13 protein-coding genes are annotated in these 13732 nt (G+C 61.8%); 9 read left to right on the forward strand and 4 right to left on the reverse strand.

Annotation, left to right across the window (positions count from 1 at the left end; all coding sequences use genetic code 11):
• Positions 1–85 precede the first annotated feature (85 nt).
• The 3 genes from KGA96_RS19735 to KGA96_RS19745 all read left to right on the forward strand — a co-directional run bounded on the left by KGA96_RS19735 (position 86) and on the right by KGA96_RS19745 (position 2770).
• Positions 86–820 (forward strand): SDR family NAD(P)-dependent oxidoreductase, encoded by a 735-nt coding sequence (locus tag KGA96_RS19735; protein WP_046038382.1) that lies wholly within the window; start codon positions 86–88, stop codon positions 818–820.
• Between the two features lie 86 nt (positions 821–906).
• On the forward strand, positions 907–1815 hold the full coding sequence (locus KGA96_RS19740; RefSeq protein WP_223514476.1) for an NAD-dependent epimerase/dehydratase family protein: 909 nt from the start codon (positions 907–909) through the stop codon (positions 1813–1815).
• A 61-nt stretch (positions 1816–1876) separates the two neighbouring features.
• Positions 1877–2770: a polysaccharide deacetylase family protein gene (locus KGA96_RS19745; RefSeq protein ID WP_223514480.1), complete on the forward strand. Its 894-nt coding sequence runs from the start codon at positions 1877–1879 to the stop codon at positions 2768–2770.
• Between the two features lie 113 nt (positions 2771–2883).
• Here KGA96_RS19745 and KGA96_RS19750 read toward each other — a convergent pair whose 3' ends face one another.
• The 4 genes from KGA96_RS19750 to KGA96_RS19765 all read right to left on the reverse strand — a co-directional run bounded on the left by KGA96_RS19750 (position 2884) and on the right by KGA96_RS19765 (position 7557).
• The gene (locus tag KGA96_RS19750; RefSeq protein WP_223465035.1) at positions 2884–4056 is read right to left on the reverse strand and encodes a helix-turn-helix transcriptional regulator; all 1173 of its coding nucleotides are present in this window, start codon (positions 4054–4056) and stop codon (positions 2884–2886) included.
• 129 nt (positions 4057–4185) lie between these two features.
• The gene (cysN, locus tag KGA96_RS19755; protein WP_223514482.1) at positions 4186–6078 is read right to left on the reverse strand and encodes a sulfate adenylyltransferase subunit CysN; all 1893 of its coding nucleotides are present in this window, start codon (positions 6076–6078) and stop codon (positions 4186–4188) included.
• Positions 6078–7145: a sulfate adenylyltransferase subunit CysD gene (gene cysD, locus KGA96_RS19760; protein ID WP_263287061.1), complete on the reverse strand. Its 1068-nt coding sequence runs from the start codon at positions 7143–7145 to the stop codon at positions 6078–6080. Before cysD ends, cysN begins: the two co-directional genes overlap by 1 nt.
• Positions 7087–7557 (reverse strand): SRPBCC domain-containing protein, encoded by a 471-nt coding sequence (locus tag KGA96_RS19765; protein WP_223514485.1) that lies wholly within the window; start codon positions 7555–7557, stop codon positions 7087–7089. The genes cysD and KGA96_RS19765 overlap by 59 nt, the downstream gene beginning before the upstream one ends.
• A 209-nt stretch (positions 7558–7766) precedes the next feature.
• On the opposite strand from KGA96_RS19765, the gene KGA96_RS19770 reads away from it, so the two are divergent.
• The 6 genes from KGA96_RS19770 (at position 7767) to KGA96_RS19795 (ending at position 13703) form a co-directional block, all read left to right on the forward strand.
• On the forward strand, positions 7767–8882 hold the full coding sequence (locus tag KGA96_RS19770; RefSeq protein WP_223514488.1) for a DUF1214 domain-containing protein: 1116 nt from the start codon (positions 7767–7769) through the stop codon (positions 8880–8882).
• A complete protein-coding gene (locus KGA96_RS19775) occupies positions 8879–10048 on the forward strand; it encodes a sulfotransferase family protein (protein WP_223514490.1) in 1170 nt (389 codons plus the stop codon). Before KGA96_RS19770 ends, KGA96_RS19775 begins: the two co-directional genes overlap by 4 nt.
• 32 nt (positions 10049–10080) lie before the next feature.
• On the forward strand, positions 10081–10869 hold the full coding sequence (locus tag KGA96_RS19780) for an SDR family oxidoreductase (RefSeq protein WP_223514493.1): 789 nt from the start codon (positions 10081–10083) through the stop codon (positions 10867–10869).
• Positions 10870–10881: 12 nt separating this feature from the next.
• Positions 10882–11850 (forward strand): DHH family phosphoesterase, encoded by a 969-nt coding sequence (locus KGA96_RS19785; RefSeq protein WP_223514497.1) that lies wholly within the window; start codon positions 10882–10884, stop codon positions 11848–11850.
• Between the two features lie 189 nt (positions 11851–12039).
• On the forward strand, positions 12040–12861 hold the full coding sequence (locus KGA96_RS19790; protein ID WP_046038301.1) for an ABC transporter substrate-binding protein: 822 nt from the start codon (positions 12040–12042) through the stop codon (positions 12859–12861).
• A complete protein-coding gene (locus KGA96_RS19795; protein ID WP_223514499.1) occupies positions 12858–13703 on the forward strand; it encodes an amino acid ABC transporter permease in 846 nt (281 codons plus the stop codon). The genes KGA96_RS19790 and KGA96_RS19795 overlap by 4 nt, the downstream gene beginning before the upstream one ends.
• The last annotated feature ends 29 nt before the right edge of the window (positions 13704–13732 follow it).

The raw sequence follows: 13732 nt of genomic DNA on the forward strand, positions 1-13732 counted from the left end.
CCGAAGTTAACGCATGCGGCCCAGTCTGCGTTAGTTGGAGATTGGCGCCTGCGTGTGGTGTTCATTTAAAACCATGGGTGAACTTATGAAGCGTGTTGTCGTAATTACGGGAGCAGCAAGGGGTATTGGCCTGGCAATTGCCAAACGTTTTGCTGCAAGTGGGGAGTATTTGGTACTCAACTACTTCGACGTCAAGGATCAACTGGATGAAGTAATACGTATTGCCCAGGACAACGGCGGCGACGGGATCACTGTTCAAGCCGATGTCAGTCATCCCGAAGCGGCAGCCGGAATCATCAGGGAGGCGGAGAGCCGCTTCGGGCGGGTCGATATTCTTGTCAACAATGCCGGGCGGCTGGTTTCGGCGACCGTCGCGCAGACGACATGGGCACAGTGGGAACAGATGATCAGTACCAATCTCGGAGGGACCTGGGCCTGCATGCAGGCCGTGTTGCCGGGCATGCTGGCACGTGGTCAGGGGCGGATTATCAACATCAGTTCCGAGCTTGGATTGATTGGCTTTCCAACCTACGCCGCGTATTGCGCCTCCAAGGGCGGGGTGATCGCACTGACTAAAGCGGTTGCGAAGGAAGTTGCCCCACAAGGCGTATTGGTCAATTCGGTGGCACCGGGGCCGATCGAAACAGACATGTTGATCAACGACACCATTGAATACAACGACGAGACGCGAGCGACCATTCCATTGAAGCGCTTCGGAAAGCCGGACGAGATTGCAGCCATGGTCGAAGCCCTGGCCGGGCCCGCGGGAAATTACATGGTTGGACAGATCGTCAGCCCCAATGGCGGGGCCGCGATTTAGTCGGGTGTCTTGCAAACTTCACTGAGTCATGAATTTCCCAGTCAAACAAGTGGCTCTGATTTTTCTAATAACAAGAAGGATACAACATGAGCGCTGTAATGATTACCGGTGGTTTGGGCTATGTTGGCAGGTACCTGACTAAAAAGCTCAGCGAGCAGGGCGTCAAGGTGGTTAGTTACAATCGTGACTACTCAGAGGCCAGGTCGGAGTTCATGATCCCTGTACAGGGGGAGTTATACGATATTCCCCGGATTGTCAGAACCATCCAGGACTTTGGCGTTGATCGTGTTATTCACACGGCAGCGATGTCGCATCCCGACTTGTCCATAGATCTGCCGATCACGACAGTGGCAGCGAACATCGATGGCACTATTCATTTGCTTGAGGCAATGCGCCTGGCGGGCATTAAAAAGCTGGTGAATTTTTCTTCGGAAACGGTGTACGGGCATTTCGAGGGTGTCATCAATGAAAAAACACCAACTAACCCAACGACACCTTATGGTGTAACCAAAGTTGCCACCGAGCATTTTGGCCGGGTCTACAACGACCTCTACGGGATGGAAGTCATCTCGCTGCGGATTGCTGAAGTGTATGGCCCTGAAAATAAAATGCCGCAGGTTCTCAGGGACATACTTAAAACAGTTCATCGGGGTGAAACATTCAACTTGCCTACCGGCGGCGATCATCGGTTCCATTACATTCATGTGGAAGATGTTGTGCGCGCTGTGCTCATGGCAGCTGAAACCAGAGACTTGAAGGGCGGTGTATTCAATATTGCCGGTGATCGTTCCTGGACACTGCATGAGGCCGTTGAACTGATCAGGAAAATGATGCCTGAGGCCCGCATCGAAATCGGCAATGGCTACTGGCATCTGGATCGGCATGGGGAATGGGATCTGAGTGCTGCGCAGCAGGCATTGGGGTACTCAGCGCAATGGTCGCTGGAAAAAGGACTGACCCATTACTCCGACTGGCTGCGCGATCACGAGTATTGATATCGGTATTGCTCAGGTTCCTGGTGAATCAATGATATTCAGCAGCCATTGGTGATTAAGCATGATTGAAAACCCTATTGTCTGGCCAAATGGCGCACGTTGTGCCGTCTCCTTTACCTTTGACATGGATGCGGACAGCATTCTGCATGTGGCGCACCCCAAGGATTCGGCAACGCGAGTTGCCAGTATTTCTATGCTGCACTATGGACCGAAGGTGGCGATTCCAAGGATCCTGGAGACCTATCGACGTTTCGAGATTAAACAAACGTTCTTCATCCCGGCCTGGTGCATCGAGCAATACCCGAAGGCCATTGAAGCGATCGTCGAACATGGCCACGAAATTGCTCACCATGGCTACATACACGAACATCCAAACGAGCTGACTCGAGAAGAAGAAGCTTATTGGCTCGATCGCGGTTGCGACACCATCAAGCGCTTCACGGGCCAGGCACCGCGAGGCTGGCGGGCTCCCCTCTACAACATGTCGGAGCACTCGGCTGATTTGCTGATCGAGCGAGGCTTCAGTTATGACGCCTCGTTGATGGGGGATGATGTTCCTTATCTGTTGCGTACAAATGCTGGAGAGCTGGTGGAGCTACCCTCCAGTTGGGCGCTGGATGACTGGCCCCAGTACATGCACAGTATCGACCTTGATTTTCAAATGCCGATCCAGTCGCCGCAACGCGCCATGGAGGTTTTCAAGGCCGAGTTTGATGCTGCTTGGGAGTATGGCGGTCTGTTCATACCCGTCTGGCATCCTTTCCTTTCCGGTCGCCTGGCACGATGGCATGAAGTGTCGAAGTTGATCGAATACATGATGCAAAAAGGCGGTGTCTGGTTTGCACCTATGGATGAGATCGCGGCGCATGTTCAGCGTAGTGTCCGCACTGGGGCCTATAAGCCACGGATTGACAGCCTGCCTTACTATCAGGGACCGGTGACAGCAAACAAGTAACCGCTCTGATGGTGAACCCATCGTGGGTATCGGGTTCTTGCAGTCATTGATGTTGAAGAGGCGACCTTCGAAGGAGGGTCGCCTTTTTTGTCTGAAACATCAGCGACAGACCGCTACCCCAACGACGCCACGCTATTGAGCAAGGTCTTGACCAATTGCGCCTGGCGCGTGGCGCCAGTCTTGGCGAACACGCCGCGCAAGTGGGCGCGCACGGTGTTGCGCGAAACCCCGAGCGCCTCGGCCGTCTCATCGAGGGTCTGGCCGTCCATGACCAGCATCGCCACTTCGGTTTCCGTGCGGGTCAGTTGGAACAGGCTGCGCAGCAGGTCGCGCGAGGCTTGGGGCGAGTCGGCAGGATCGCGGATGAACACCACCACTGCCGGGCGTCGGGCGCTGTTGTGGGTCTGGTAGTTCATGGCAATCGGGCGCAGCAGCAGGTTCAGTGGCATCTCGCCGCTGGGTCGCGACAGGGTCAGGACTTGCAGGTCGTCGAGGCCGCGCGGGCGTTGTTTCAACACAGCCTGGATGGCCTGTTGCAGTGTGCGGTTCTCATGGCCGGCGAAGGCACAGAGCTTGTCGTGCCTGCATTCCAGGCCGTCATGGCTGTCGAACAGGCGCTGGGCGGCACGGTTGCAGCGCATCATCCGGCCGTTCTCGTCGAGGATGGCCGTACCAACCATCAGGCGGTCGATGGTGGCCGCGTAGAGCTGGCGTTCGGCATCCAGTTGATCCACCGCCGAGTGCAGGTCCACCGCCTGTTGCAGGTGCGGTAACAACAGGCGGATCAGGTTGATTTGCGCCGGGGTGAACGCTGCGCTGGCGTGGTCGCGGCAGGCGAACAGCGCGCAGTGCATGCCGGCGGCGGTGCGCATGTTGGCCACCAGCACATCGCGCAGGTCCAGGGGCTGCAGGTAGTTGCGGTAGAAGTCATGGGCCAGCCAGGCCTCTGTGCCGAGCACCTGGTCGGCACTGGCCACCTGGTCTGCGGGCCAGTCGAGGAACGGACAGATCGAATAGAAGTGCTCGCTGTAGGAGGGCTCGCCGGGTAACAGCGCGCCATGCACCGAGGCATTGACGATCAGCCCGGGGCGTTCATGGTCGGGGTTGCGCAGCACCAGGGTGAAGAAGCTGACGGCGAAGCGCTGGCGCAGGGCTTCGAGCAAACTGGCCCAGGGCGTGGGCTCCAGCGTGCCGTGGTAGACCAGTCCGAGCAGGCTGCTGAGCTCGGCCGAGGGGATGTCGATGCTGGCGTGCAGGTCCGGGCAGGTGGAAAAGGGCAGGGTCATGCGCGCCTCTTTGGCTGCGTGGTGTCATGGGCGAGTATCGACCGGGGTCACGGCGGCAAAATCGTCCGTTTGGCCTAGGCGCTGACGGGCGCAGCGCTTACCCAAGGAGCAGGCTGCGCCCGGTAGCCGTTACAGCGCCAGCAGGGCCTCGACTATGCGTTCGGCGGCGGCCTCGGCAGGCTCGTGCCGGGTGTCGATGTGGATGTCCGGCGCCACCGGCGGCTCGTAGGGCGAGTCGATGCCGGTGAAGTTTTTCAGCTCACCGCGCCGGGCCTTGAGGTACAGGCCCTTGGGGTCGCGCTGCTCGGCCAGGGCCAGCGGCGCATCGATGAAGATCTCGAGGAAGTTGCCGTCGCCGGCCAGGCTGCGGGCCATGTCACGCTCGGCCCGGAACGGCGAGATGAACGAGACCAGGGTGATTAGCCCGGCATCGAGCATCAGCCTGGCCACCTCCGAGACCCGACGGATGTTTTCCACCCGGTCGGCTTCGGTAAAGCCCAGGTTGCGGTTCAGGCCGTGGCGCACGTTGTCGCCGTCGAGCAGATAGGTGTGCCGGCCCAGGGCATGCAGCTTGCGCTCGACCAGGTTGGCGATGGTCGATTTGCCCGCACCGGACAAACCGGTAAACCACAGCACCCGCGGCGACTGGCCCTTGAGCGCGGCGTGGGCCTCGCGGTTGACGTCGATGGCCTGCCAGTGCACGTTCTGCGCACGGCGCAAGGCGAAGTGCAGCATGCCGGCGCCGACCGTGCGATTGCTCAGACGGTCGATGACGATGAAGCCCCCGGTATCGCGGTTGTCGGCATAGGCATCGAAGGCGATCGGCCGGTCCAGGTGCAGGTTGCACACGCCAATGCCGTTAAGTTCCAGGGTCTTGGCCGCCAGGTGCTCGAGGCTGTTCACATCGACCCGGTGCTTGAGGTTGGCGCAGCTCATGCCGACGGTGCGGCAACCGATCTTCATCAGGTACGGACGCCCCGGCAACAGGGGCTGTTCGTCCATCCACACCAGGGTCGCTTCGAACTGGTCGGCCACAGCTGGCGGGGCGTCGGCCAGGGCGATCACGTCGCCGCGACTGATATCGATCTCGTCCTTGAGGGTCAGGGTCACGGCCTGGCCGCACACGGCTTGCTGCTGTTCCCCGGCGCTGCCAAGGATGCCGGTGATCTCGCTCTGCTGGCCCGAGGGCAGCACGCGGATACGCTCGCCGACGCGCACGCTGCCGGCCACGACGTTGCCGCAATAGCCACGAAAATCCAGGTTCGGCCGGTTCACCCACTGCACCGGCAGACGGAACGCCGCGTGGCTCTGCCGGTCCTGCTCCAGCGGTACGTCTTCAAGGTAGGCGAGCAGGCTCGGGCCCTGGTACCAGGGCGTGTTGGGGCTGGGCTGGAGCATGTTGTCGCCGCGCAGCGCCGACAGCGGAATGCACTGGATATCCTGCAGGCCTATCTGTGCGGCGAAGGCGCGATACTCGGCTTCGATGCGCTCGAACAATGCCTGGGAGTATTCCACCAGGTCGAGCTTGTTGATCGCCACCACCACCTTGCGGATGCCCAGCAGCGACACCAGGTAACTGTGCCTGCGGGTCTGAGTCAGCAAGCCCTGGCGGGCATCGATGAGGATCACCGCCAGGTCGGCGGTGGACGCGCCTGTGACCATGTTGCGGGTGTACTGTTCGTGGCCGGGGGTGTCGGCGACGATGAACTTACGCTTGTCGGTGGCAAAAAAACGGTAGGCCACATCGATGGTAATGCCTTGCTCGCGCTCGGCGCTCAGGCCGTCCACCAGCAGGGCGAAATCCAGTTCGTCACCCTGGGTGCCGAGCTTTTTCGAGTCGGCTTCGAGCTGGCCCAACTGATCCTCGAACAACACCTTGGATTCATACAGCAGGCGGCCGATCAGGGTGCTCTTGCCGTCGTCGACACTGCCACAGGTGATGAAGCGCAGCAGTTGCTTGTTCTGCTGTTGTTGCAGGTAGGGCGTCAGGTCGCCATTGCGTGCATCGGTGATCGCGTTCATCAGAAATACCCCTCTTGTTTCTTCTTCTCCATGGAGCCCGCCGAGTCGCTGTCGATCAGGCGGCCCTGGCGTTCCGAGGTGCGGCTGACCAGCATCTCGCCGATGATCGCCGGCAGGTTGTCGGCGTCACTGTCGATGGCGCCGGTCAACGGATAGCAGCCAAGCGTGCGGAAGCGCACCTTGCGCAGCTCCGGGGTTTCTCCGGGCAGCAGCGGCAGGCGTTCGTCGTCGACCATGATCAGCGTGCCGTCACGGCGCACCACCGGGCGCTCCTTGGCGAAGTACAAGGGCACGATGGGGATCTGTTCCAGGTAGATGTATTGCCAGATATCCAGCTCGGTCCAGTTCGACAGCGGGAACACCCGCAGGCTTTCACCCTTGCGCTTGCGGGTGTTGTACAGGCGCCAGAGCTCCGGGCGCTGCTGCTTGGGGTCCCAGCGGTGCTGCTCGGAGCGCAGGGAAAACACCCGCTCCTTGGCCCGCGACTTTTCTTCGTCACGCCGGGCACCGCCGAACGCGGCATCGAAACCGTAGTGGTCCAGGGCCTGCTTCAGGCCCTGGGTCTTCCACACATCGGTGTGCACGGCCGAGCCGTGGATGAAGGGGTCGATGGCGTTTTCCACGCCTTCGGGGTTGATGTGCACCAGCAGTTCCAGGCCCAGGCGTTCGGCGGTCTGGTCGCGAAAGGCGATCATTTCGCGAAACTTCCAAGTGGTGTCCACGTGCAGCAGGGGGAAGGGCGGCTTGCCCGGGGCGAAGGCCTTCATCGCCAGGTGCAGCATGACCGCGCTGTCCTTGCCGATGGAGTAGAGCATCACCGGGTTCTCACACTCGGCCACCACTTCGCGGATGATCTGGATGCTTTCCGCTTCCAGCCATTGCAGATGAGTCAACATCGGATACCTCCTCGAGTTCTGCCGGGATTGGCGCCGGCTGAACACCACGGTAGGTAAAGCACCGCCGGTGCCTCTTCGTCTGCTCGGACGAAGAAGCGCCGACAGCTGAAGGTCACGCGACGGACGCGTACAGCGTCTCGGCACGGATCTTGAGCGCGTGGGCCACGGCATCGAACCCTTGTTTGACCCAAGCGCCGTGATTGGTCATGACCTGGTCGGCGGTGGCGCCGAGGAACTGGTCGGTGGTGTGGTAGCGGCAACGGGCCGCGCCAGTGTGCTCGATGTGCTGCTCGCGGCGGGCAGCGTCGGGATTGCCGGCGTTGGCATACATCTCCCAGGCGAGCAGCCGGTGGGGCTCGAAGTCCGCCAGGTACTCGATCACGTGCAGCAGTTCGCCCGGCCGCCCCGGGTTGGGCAGGAACAGATTGACCGGCTCGCCAAGCACCAGGCTCGACTCGACCTTGACCGTGTAAGGGTTCCACTGCGGGTAGGCAGGCAGGTCGATGAGGATTGCCCAGACCAGTTCGGCCGGGGCGGCGATGTCCACGGTCAGCGAACGGACCAGGTTTTTTTCTGCGTTCATGGGTGGCTCCTGTGAGGATGACTGCGCGCCACGGACGGTGGCGCCAGTGAGCCCTGGGCTCAGGCGCGATCCTCACCGCTTGTACCCGGCGGCTCCTCGTCTGCCCGGACTAGATCGGGCGTTTAGTCCGCACGGACGAAGAACCGTTGCCGCGCTTCTCCCTAAGGTCATGTGCAGCGGCGGGCCCTCCGCCGGCAGAGGAGACTGACATGGCAACAGACACCCCCCAACAGGAGGTCATCAGCGGTGAGACCTGGACCCGGTTTTGCGAGCAGCTGCGCCGCAGCGGCGAACAGATACTGCGTGCCGAAGCCCCGGCCGACGAGCAGACCCGCGCCGAAGGCTTTCGCTACCTCACCCGCTTGCTGCGCATCGCCCTGGAGATGCACCTGGAATTCGCCGACCCCGACTTCCCCGGTTTCATCACCCCCTCCCATGAAACCGCCAAGATCGGCGCCGACAACCCCGACAACCTGTACCGCTATGCACGCCTGAACGGCGAGCAGGAATACCGGGTCAGCGGCCAGCGCGGCAGTGTCGCCTATCTGAGCTTCGGCTCGCAGAAGGGGGGGTACGAGACTGACGGCAAGATGATCCAGACCGGCTTTATCGACGCCGGGCAACTGCTACTGGATGCCGAGGGCAACTTCGAGATCATCCTCAGCCAGCGCCCGCCGGCCAGCGGCAACTGGCTTCCTCTTGAGCCGCAGAGCAACGCGCTGATCGTGCGCCAGACCTTTCTCGATCGCAGCAGCGAGCAGCCGGCGCAACTGCGCATCGAGCGCCTGCAGGCCAGCCAGGCACCCGTGCCGCTGGACGCCGTAGGCCTGCAACAAAGCCTGCAGCGGGTCGGCAGTTTCGTCGAGAACACCGCGCGCTTGTTCGCCGACTGGGCCCAGGGTTACCAGCAGCACAGCAACCAGCTGCCGCCTGCCGACCAGGCGCTGTGCCAGGCCGTGGGCGGCGACCCCAACATCTTCTACTACCACTCCTGCTGGGCGCTGGCCGACGACGAAGCGCTGCTGATCGAGGTCGACCAGGTGCCGGCCTGCGACTTCTGGAACCTGCAGATCAACAACTACTGGATGGAGTCGCTCGACTACCGCTACCACCGCATCTGCCTGAACAAGCATTCGGCGCAGCTTGCGGCGGACGGCAGCCTGCGCATGGTCCTCAGCCACCGTGACCCGGGCCTGGCCAACTGGCTGGAAACCGCCGGCCATCCCCACGGCACCCTGTGCCTGCGCTGGGTCGGCGCCAGGCAACCGGTTCACCCGACCACCCGCGTGGTCAAACTCAATGACCTCAAGGAGCTGGCATTATGAGCGGCAACGATTTTTCTCCGGACCTGCTGCTGGCCGAAGCCAGTGCTCGCGCAGGTGGCCTTGAGGATTTCGGCCCGGGCGATTTCCGCCAGGGCCTTCAGGTACTGGCGCAGTCCCTGGAGCAGGAAGCGAGGTTATCGTCCCAGGGGCGTGCGCTATTGCGCGAGAAGCTGCTGGTGCAACTGGTCAACCGACTGGTGATCGAAGACCACTGTCGACGCTTCCCGGAAATCCTCGAACTGCAAATCAACGACCCGTTGGTGATCGTCGGCCTGCCACGCACCGGCACCACGCTGCTGCAACGCACCCTGGCGGTGGACCCGCAGTTCAGCAAGGCACAGTGGTGGGAAACCCGTTACCCGGCGCCCCTCGGCGGGGAGACCCTGGAGCAGCCGTTGCAGCGCCTCGACCGGGCGCGCGCCGAAGTGGCGGCGATGATCGAGTTCCTTCCGCAGTTGCTGGCCATCCACCCACTGGACGCCGAGCAGCCCGACGAAGAGTTCATGTTGATGGAGCACTCGTTCCTCTGCGCCATGGACTCCTACGTCAACGTCCCCAGCTACACCGCCTGGCTCGACCGGCAGGACCAGACCCAGGTCTACCGTTACCTCAAGCGCTGCCTGCAGTTCCTGCAATGGCAGCAGGCACGCCGTGGCATCGCCCCCGGCCGGCGCTGGTTGCTCAAGAGCCCGCAGCACCTGCATACCCTGGAGCTGTTGTTCGACGTGTTCCCCGGGGCGCAGGTGGTGCTCACCCATCGCGAACCGGCCAGGACCATTCCCTCGCTGGCCAGCTTCATCCACACCCTGTGGCAGCTGTACAGCGACCAGGCCGATGCCGAAGCCGTCGGCGAGCAGTGGAACCGGCGCATGGCGCGGGCCTTGCGCCATGCCATGACGGTGCGTGACGGCATGCCGGCCGAGCGCTTTCTTGATGTGCAGTTCGAAGACACCCTGGCCGCGCCCCAGGCAGTGGTCGAACGCATCTATCGCTTCGCCGGCCTTGAATGCACGCCAAAAGTTCAGGCAGCCATGGGCCAATGGTTGTCCGCCAACGGTCGGGAAAAACGCGCTGCCCATCACTACAGCCCTGACCAGTTCGGCCTCAGCGACGCGCTGTTGCAACGTGACTACGCCGAATACCGTGCCCGGCATCTGCAAGCCTGAGCCTGTCCCAAAACAATAAGAGGATTCATCCCATGCTGCTTAAAGACAAAGTCGTGATGGTCTCGGGCGTCGGCCCCGGGCTGGGCATCAAACTGGCCCTGGAGGCCGCGCGCGAAGGGGCGCGGGCCGTGGCCATCGGCGCCCGCGACATGGGTCGCCTGCTTGAGGCGCAACAGCGCATCAAGGCGGTCGCCGGGCATTGCGAGGTGCTGTGCGTGGCCACCGACATCACCGATGTGCAGGCCTGCAATCGTTTCGCCGAAGCCACCCTCGAGCAATTCGGCCGTATCGATGCGCTGATCAACAGCGCCTTTTCCCATGGCGGTTTCCAGGCGGTGGGCGAGGCGGACAACGACCCGCTGCGCGAGGCGCTGGAGGTCAACCTGCTGGGTTCGCTGAACATGAGCCGCGCGGTGCTGGCGACAATGCGCGCGCAGGGCGCGGGAGCAATCGTGATGATCAACACCTTGGGCGTGCGCAAGCCGTATCAGGGTGGGGCGGCCTATGCCGCGTCGAAAAGCGCCCTGGCGGCTAGCGTGCGCTACCTGGCCAGCGAGCAGGCGGCCCACGGTCTGCGGGTCAACGCTCTGGCCTGTGGCTGGATGTGGGGCGAGCCGGTGCAGGCTCTGGTACGCCAGACCGCTGCCGCCCGGGGTGTCAGCGAAGAGCAGGTGCGCGCCGAGTTCAGTGTCGGCATCCCCGGTGGGCGCATGCGCAGCGACGAGGAGTGCGCCCGCGCTGCGTTGTTTCTGGCATCGGACTACGCCAGTGCGATCAATGGTGCGCAGCTCGATGCCAACGGCGGCGAAGTCATGTACTGAGGAGCAGGGCAGATGAACACAATCGATCACTGCGCCTTCAACGGCGATGCCGACGGTCTGTGCGCCCTTCAGCAGTTGCGCCTGGCCGGCGAACTGAGCCCGCAGGTGCGACTGGTCAGTGGGGTCAAGCGCGACATCGAGCTGTTGCGCCGGGTCCAGGCCGGGCCCGGCGAGCGGGTCACGGTGCTGGACGTGGCCCACGAGCAGAACCGCGAGGCCACCCGGCGCCTGCTCGACGGCGGCGCCCGGGTACGCTACTTCGACCACCACTTTGCCGGCGAACTGCCGGGGCACCCGGCATTCGAGTGCTTCATCGACACGGCCGCCCAGGTGTGCACCAGCCTGCTGGTCAACACCTACCTGGACGGGCGTCATCACCGCTGGGCGGTGGCCGCCGCCTTTGGTGACGGCCTGACCGGCCCGGCCCGGGCGCTGGCGGTGCAGCATGGCCTGGCCAACGATGAGATGCAGGCCCTGGAGGAGCTGGGCCTGCTGCTCAACTACAACGCCTATGGCGACAGCCTGTCGGACCTGTACTTCGATCCGCTGGCGCTGGCCGCCGAGCTGCTGCCTTACCACGACCCGCTGGACTTCATCCGCCACAGCACAAGCTTCACCACCCTGCGCATCGGCCACGCCGCCGACATGGCTGCTGCCACAGGCCTTGAACCCTGGCACGAGGGGCGAGGCGCGCAGCTATACCGCCTGCCCGCGCAACCCTGGGCGCGGCGGGTCAGTGGTGTGCTGGCCAACCAGCTGGCGGCCGGTGCGCCGCGCAAGGCGATCGGCTTGCTCAGCGCCAGGGCGGACGGTGACTGGGCGTTCAGTCTGCGGGTACCGGAAGAGGCCGGGCTGGCGGCGGATGCCTTCTGCCGGCAGTTTCCCACAGGGGGCGGGCGCAAGCGTGCTGCCGGGATCAATCGCCTGGCCGACGCGCAATTGAAGGAAGTCGCTGCACGCCTGCTCGATTGTTATCGCTGAGCCAAGAGCAACGCCCCGAACGGATCGGTCGGGGTGTTGCTTGCCACCAAGCGTCAGCGGTGCAAGCGCCTGGACCGCTGGATCCAATATAGCTTGAACGCAGTCTTATATTCCATAAATGAAGTACAAAGTATTTTTATAGTGCGTTTTAATCTATTCAGTATTTTGAATCGATTGGAGCACTTGTCTGTGAACACTAAGGCGCTTTTACCTTTTGGCTTGGCATTACTGGCTACCTGCTCGACGGCTTTCGCGGGCGCCACGCTGGATCGCGTAACCAGCAGCGGGGAGCTGACCGGCGTTCTGATGGAAAGCTATCCGCCATTCTCCTTTCTCAATGAACAGAACCAACTGGACGGGTTTGACGTGGATGTCGCCAAGGCCGTTGCGCAACGGCTAGGGGTGAAGCTGAAGTTGCAGACACCGTCCTGGGATGTCATCGCTGCCGGACACTGGAACGGACGATATGACATCTGCGTCTGCTCGATGACCCCAAGCAAGGCACGGGCCGAAGTGTTCGACTTTCCGGTGGAGTATTACCAGTCACCGGCCGTGATCGTGGTGAATGCCAAAGACAAGGACATTGTCACGGGCAAGGATCTGTCAGGTAAAAAAGTCGGTGTGATCAGTGCGTCGACCTATGAAGCCTATTTGAACAAGGATCTGGTGATCGAGGGCGCCGAGGATAAGCCGTTGAGCTATCCATTCGAAAGCGTCCAGGTCGCGCCATACGACAACGAAACGGTAGCCTTCCAGGATCTGGCCTTGGGCACGGGCGTGCGTCTGGATGCCATGGTCACCAACCTCATCACCGCTCGCGAACGCATCGCCCAGGATCCTCGCTTCAAAATTGCCGGCGACACGCTGTATGCGGAGCCCAACGTGGTAGCGATCGAAAAGGGTGATCCGCAATGGAATGCCAAAGTCACTGAGGTCGTCACCCAGCTCAAGGCCGACGGCACGTTAAGCAAGATTTCACAGAAGTGGATCGGTGCCGATATCAGCCAATGACAGCCCTTAATCCACACCCGGCCAAGGCGGCTGTCGCCGTCGAAACCGAGACGCGTCGTTTCAGCCAGCTATTTGGTTTTCGCACTCGCCTGTATTTGACCTGGGCAGTGCTGTTCGGCCTGTGCGTCTTGTTTTTCATGAGCTTCGATCTGAAGTTCTCGATCATTGTGCAGAAGTTGCCCAATCTGGTCGGCCTGCATTTGGGGCCTGACGGTTTCTTGCAAGGCGCCGCGCTGACGCTGTTCTTGTGCTTCTGCTCGATCTGGCTTTCGTTGCTCCTTGGCTTCGTGACGGCGCTGTCGCGCCTGTCTCGCAGTGCAGTGGCGTTCGGCATTGCCAGTTTCTATGCGTCCTTTTTTCGCGGTACTCCACTGCTGATCCAGATCCTGCTGATCTACCTGGGGCTGCCGCAGTTGGGTGTGGTTCCGGGCGCCATCAGCGCGGGGATCATTGCGCTGTCGCTCAATTACGGTGCCTACCTCAGCGAGATTTTTCGTGCCGGCATCATGGCTGTTGCACCCGGGCAGCGCGAAGCGGCGATGGCCCTGGGTCTGAAGCCTGCGGCAACGTTTCTGCATATTGTCCTGCCGCAAGCCATGCGCACGATCATTCCCCCGACAACCAGTCAGTTCATTTCAATGCTCAAGGACTCTTCGTTGATATCGGTGATGGGGGTCTGGGAAGTGATGTTCCTCGCGCAGTCGTACGGTCGCTCGTCCTACCGCTACATCGAAATGCTCACCACCGCAGCCGTTATCTATTGGCTCCTGTCCATTGGCCTGGAGTTGATACAGAACCGACTTGAACGCCACTACGGCAAAGGCTTCAAGCACCAGCGCTGACCCACCCGTTTAATGACTTTTTACAGGTA

Origin of the sequence: Pseudomonas sp. GL-R-26, assembly GCF_019947365.1 — a bacterium.
Taxonomy (GTDB): domain Bacteria; phylum Pseudomonadota; class Gammaproteobacteria; order Pseudomonadales; family Pseudomonadaceae; genus Aquipseudomonas.

Coding starts and splice junctions, on each gene's coding strand:
- KGA96_RS19735 (WP_046038382.1), top strand. CDS start 86: ATGAAGCGTGTTGTCGTAATTACGGGAGCAGCAAGGGGTATTGGCCTG.
- KGA96_RS19740 (WP_223514476.1), top strand. CDS start 907: ATGAGCGCTGTAATGATTACCGGTGGTTTGGGCTATGTTGGCAGGTAC.
- KGA96_RS19745 (WP_223514480.1), top strand. CDS start 1,877: ATGATTGAAAACCCTATTGTCTGGCCAAATGGCGCACGTTGTGCCGTC.
- KGA96_RS19750 (WP_223465035.1), bottom strand. CDS start 4,056: ATGACCCTGCCCTTTTCCACCTGCCCGGACCTGCACGCCAGCATCGAC.
- cysN (WP_223514482.1), bottom strand. CDS start 6,078: ATGAACGCGATCACCGATGCACGCAATGGCGACCTGACGCCCTACCTG.
- cysD (WP_263287061.1), bottom strand. CDS start 7,145: ATGCCGTGGCCCACGCGCTCAAGATCCGTGCCGAGACGCTGTACGCGT.
- KGA96_RS19765 (WP_223514485.1), bottom strand. CDS start 7,557: ATGAACGCAGAAAAAAACCTGGTCCGTTCGCTGACCGTGGACATCGCC.
- KGA96_RS19770 (WP_223514488.1), top strand. CDS start 7,767: ATGGCAACAGACACCCCCCAACAGGAGGTCATCAGCGGTGAGACCTGG.
- KGA96_RS19775 (WP_223514490.1), top strand. CDS start 8,879: ATGAGCGGCAACGATTTTTCTCCGGACCTGCTGCTGGCCGAAGCCAGT.
- KGA96_RS19780 (WP_223514493.1), top strand. CDS start 10,081: ATGCTGCTTAAAGACAAAGTCGTGATGGTCTCGGGCGTCGGCCCCGGG.
- KGA96_RS19785 (WP_223514497.1), top strand. CDS start 10,882: ATGAACACAATCGATCACTGCGCCTTCAACGGCGATGCCGACGGTCTG.
- KGA96_RS19795 (WP_223514499.1), top strand. CDS start 12,858: ATGACAGCCCTTAATCCACACCCGGCCAAGGCGGCTGTCGCCGTCGAA.